This is a genomic window from Saccharomonospora halophila 8, assembly GCF_000383775.1.
GTDB classification, from domain to species: Bacteria; Actinomycetota; Actinomycetes; order Mycobacteriales; family Pseudonocardiaceae; genus Saccharomonospora; species Saccharomonospora halophila.
In genome coordinates, this window is sequence record NZ_KB912552.1 from 2,065 (window position 1) to 5,580 (window position 3,516).

Below are 3,516 nucleotides of genomic sequence, written 5' to 3' on the forward strand. Positions count from 1 at the left end.
GCACGGCCACCGGGACGGTCGGATGCGCACCCGCGGCGGACCCGGCCGAGGCGTCCGTGCCCGGGGACGGCAGCCGGTGCCGTACCGTCGGCGGCTCGGTCGTTGTGACCTCGGGCACGCCCCACTCGTCGGTGGGTTGCCGTGGATCCGCCTCCTCCGGTCCGGCGGGGGCGAGGTCGGGATCGTCGTCGTCCGACGGCCACTGCGGAGCGGGGCCGGTGCCGTACCCACCGTCTCCGCCTGTTCCGCCGCCCCGGTCACCACCGGCCGCGCCGGGGTCGGCGCCCGTGTCGCCTGCCACAGACCCTCCTCGCCGTTCAACGGGGCAGACGTCACATTTCCCGACCGCGTCTGCCCTGCCGGCCGATTGCCTGGTCCACACTAGTGAAGGAAGGTCAGACGCAGTGTGAGCCGCCCGCAAGCGGCGCCGAGAGACGAGGCAGCGAGGACGGCGTGGAGTTCGACGTCACGATCGAGATCCCCAAGGGGGAGCGCAACAAGTACGAGATGGACCACGAGACGGGGCGCATCAAGCTCGACCGCACCCTGTTCACGGCCACCCAGTATCCGGCCGACTACGGGTTCATCGACAACACGCTGGGCCAGGACGGCGACCCGCTCGACGTTCTCGTGCTCGTGCAGGAACCGACGTTCCCCGGCTGCCTCATCCGGAGCAGGGCGATCGGCATGTTCCGCATGACCGACGAGAAGGGCCCGGACGACAAGATCATCGCAGTGCCGTCGGACGACCCGCGGATGGAGCACCTGCGGGACATCCACCACCTCAACGAGTTCCACAAGCTCGAGATCGAGCACTTCTTCCAGGTGTACAAGGACCTGGAGCCGGCCAAGAGTGTGGAGGGCTCCACCTGGGCCAGCCGTATCGAGGCCGAGAAGGAGATCCAGGAGTCCTACGACCGCGAGGCGGCGCACCGGGAGGAGATCCGGGGCCGCGAGGTGACCGACCAGGACTGACCGGGCCGACCGGGCGAGGGCCGACGGACCGACGGGACCGCGGCACGCCCGTCGCCACGGACGGACGGCGCCTCCCCGCACACGCGCGGGGAGGCGCCGTTCGCGCGTGCGGGGTCGTACCAGGTGGTCACACGGGTTCGACACCCTGCGCGTGGCGCCGGGCCAGCTCCCGGTAGACCTCGGCGTTGTGCTCGATCCACACCCGGGCGGAGTCGGTCAGCGGCACGAACTTCTTCGCCGGGCTGCCCATGGCGATGACCTCCTCCGGCACCTCGGTGCCCGGGGTGACGGTGGCACCCGCCGCGACCAGGGTGCGGGCACCGATCACGGCCTTGTCCAGCACGGTGGCCGCGTTGCCCACGAGGGCCTGCTCCCCGATCGTGCAGTCGTGCACGATGCACGAGTGGCCGATCGTGGCGTCGGGGCCCACCTCGCAGGCCCCGTCGTTGACGTGCAGCACCGAGTTGTCCTGGACGTTGGCGCCCTCCCGCACGACGATCCGGCCGAAATCACCGCGCAGCACGGCGCCGTACCAGACGGAGGCGTTCTTCTCGACGACGACGTCCCCGATCAGCGTCGCGGTGGGCGCGATCCAGGCGTCGGGGTGCACGGTGGGGCGGGTGCCCTCGAAGGCGAACATCGGCATGCGCACACCTTAACCAGCGTTCACGTCCGGTCCGCGCACCGGCGCGGAGGGGGCGGACGAGAAGAAGGGCCCCCCGCACGGCGGGGAGCCCTTCCTTGGGAGCCGCCTAGGGGATTCGAACCCCTGACCTGCTCATTACGAGTGAGCCGCTCTGGCCGTCTGAGCTAAGGCGGCGCGGGCCGTGCCCGGCTGCGCACAAGTGTAGCGGTCCCCTTCCCGTCACCGGTGGGGCCCCCGCCTCGTTGGCGGGAGGACGACATCGGTGTCGCCCCCGGCCGCCGGGTGACCACGCCACTGGGAGGACCTCCGTATGCGCCGACGCCCGCCCCGAGCGCTGGCCGCGCCCGTCACCGTCGCGATACTCGTCCTGTCCGCCGCTCCCGCCGTGGGCCAGACCGTGCCGACGACCCCCGAACCCGAGCCGGTGGAGGAGGGCCAGCCCCCGTTCTCCGACCCCCCGACACCCGAGGGCAGGGCGATCGGGAAGGCGGGCACGGCACTGGGCATGCTCCGCCTGGCACCGGAGGCCGTTCCCGCCGAGGCCTCCATGCCGGGCGTCGAGGAGTCCCTGCCCGAGCAGTCCGCACTGGAGGGAGGGTTCGGACTGTCCCGGGCCGAGGCGAACTCGGAGTCGTACCTCACCTACGAACGGGCGGTCGCCGAGGCCTCGCCGTTCGGGCTCGCCGTGGGCGGCCACGCACCGACCGTGCCCGGGGCGGTCACGCAGACGGCGTTGCCGGACAACGAGGAGCCGGTCACCACCGGTTTCGAGGCACCGGACAACCCGCTCGTCGGGATCAGCGGACTGAACGGCCGTGCCCACGCCCGCTGGAGCCCCACCACGGGTCCGTGTGTCGGCACCATCGCCGACTCCTCCACCTCCGCCGCCCACCTGTCCCTGGTCGACGCGATCCCCACCATGCCGGACACCCACCGACTGTCCGGAGCGGACGACGGGGGCGACACCGGCACCCTCGGCGGTGACGGGGTTCCCGACGGCGACGTTCCCAACGGCGACGTTCCCGGCGGCGACGTTCCCGGCGGCGACGTTCCCGGCGGTGACAGCGGGCGGGACGACGGGGACCGGGCGCGTGCGGCGCTGTCCGACCTGCCCGGGCCGCTCGCCCACCTCGGCGGCCTGCTGTCCGGCGGCGGGAACGACACCGACGGCACCGGATCGCTGGTCAGCGCACCGCAGACGCTGTCCACCCGGTCGGTCGTGCGGCTGACCGACATCCCGGGCAGCGACCGCAAGGCGGTCGAATCGATCTCCACGATGCGGGCGGCGCGGCTGGAGATTTTGAAGGGAACCCCGCTCGGCTTCACGGTGCGGGTGGTCGACCAGCCCACCCTGCGGGTGGTCTCCACCGGCGACCCCGGGACGTCCACCGTCGAGTACACGGCCCCGGTGCTGGCCTTCGAGCGCGACGGGGAGACGCTGTTCGAGCTGGACGCGGCGAATCCGACCCGGGACATTCCCCTCGGGATCCCGCTGCCCGGCCTGACGGAGCTGCCCGGGTTCGAGCAGGTCCGGGACGCCCCGGTTCTCGGCGGGGTCGCCGAACTCGTGGGCGGCGGGCTGACGAAGCTGACCGAGCGCGCCTCCGAACACGTGCTCGACCTCGGGGTGCTGCGGGTGAGCGTGGCGGAGCTGGACGAACGCGCGGGCAGGGTGACCGAGCCGTTCACCGGCCACCACGTCTCGGCGGCCGCCCGCATGCTCGACCTGCGGGTCCTGCCGACCGACCGGCTGCGCGAGACGTTGCCGCCGGAGCAGGCCGAACGGCTCCCGGCGTCGCTGGCACAGGTCTCGCTCGGGGAACAGAAGGCCACGGCGTTCGCCCCCGAGGGCGGCGTCGAGTGCGGCCCCCCGGCGGCCCCGCCCGCCGACGTGC

Annotated in this window: 3 protein-coding genes, 1 tRNA gene and 1 pseudogene; 2 read left to right on the forward strand and 3 right to left on the reverse strand. The window is 72.8% G+C overall.

Features of this window, described 5'->3' with window-relative positions; all coding sequences use genetic code 11:
- A pseudogene (locus tag SACHA_RS25355) lies at positions 1-301 on the reverse strand (hypothetical protein); the annotation flags it as partial.
- 152 nt (positions 302-453) lie between these two features.
- On the opposite strand from SACHA_RS25355, the gene SACHA_RS0111485 reads away from it, so the two are divergent.
- The gene (locus SACHA_RS0111485) at positions 454-975 is read left to right on the forward strand and encodes an inorganic diphosphatase (protein WP_019809841.1); all 522 of its coding nucleotides are present in this window, start codon (positions 454-456) and stop codon (positions 973-975) included.
- A 127-nt stretch (positions 976-1,102) separates the two neighbouring features.
- On the opposite strand, the gene SACHA_RS0111490 is transcribed toward SACHA_RS0111485, so the two are convergent.
- Both SACHA_RS0111490 and SACHA_RS0111495 read right to left on the reverse strand, forming a co-directional pair.
- Complete coding sequence (locus SACHA_RS0111490; protein ID WP_019809843.1) at positions 1,103-1,621, reverse strand: gamma carbonic anhydrase family protein; 519 nt, start codon at positions 1,619-1,621, stop codon at positions 1,103-1,105.
- A 100-nt stretch (positions 1,622-1,721) separates the two neighbouring features.
- Positions 1,722-1,795, reverse strand: a tRNA-Thr gene (locus SACHA_RS0111495).
- A 136-nt stretch (positions 1,796-1,931) separates the two neighbouring features.
- Here SACHA_RS0111495 and SACHA_RS23400 point away from each other — a divergent pair.
- On the forward strand, positions 1,932-3,516 hold a 1,585-nt coding region (locus SACHA_RS23400), incomplete at its 3' end, for a hypothetical protein (RefSeq protein WP_019809845.1).

Excerpts from the sequence above, each read along its gene's own strand:
- SACHA_RS0111490 (WP_019809843.1), bottom strand. The coding sequence starts at position 1,621 with ATGCCGATGTTCGCCTTCGAGGGCACCCGCCCCACCGTGCACCCCGAC.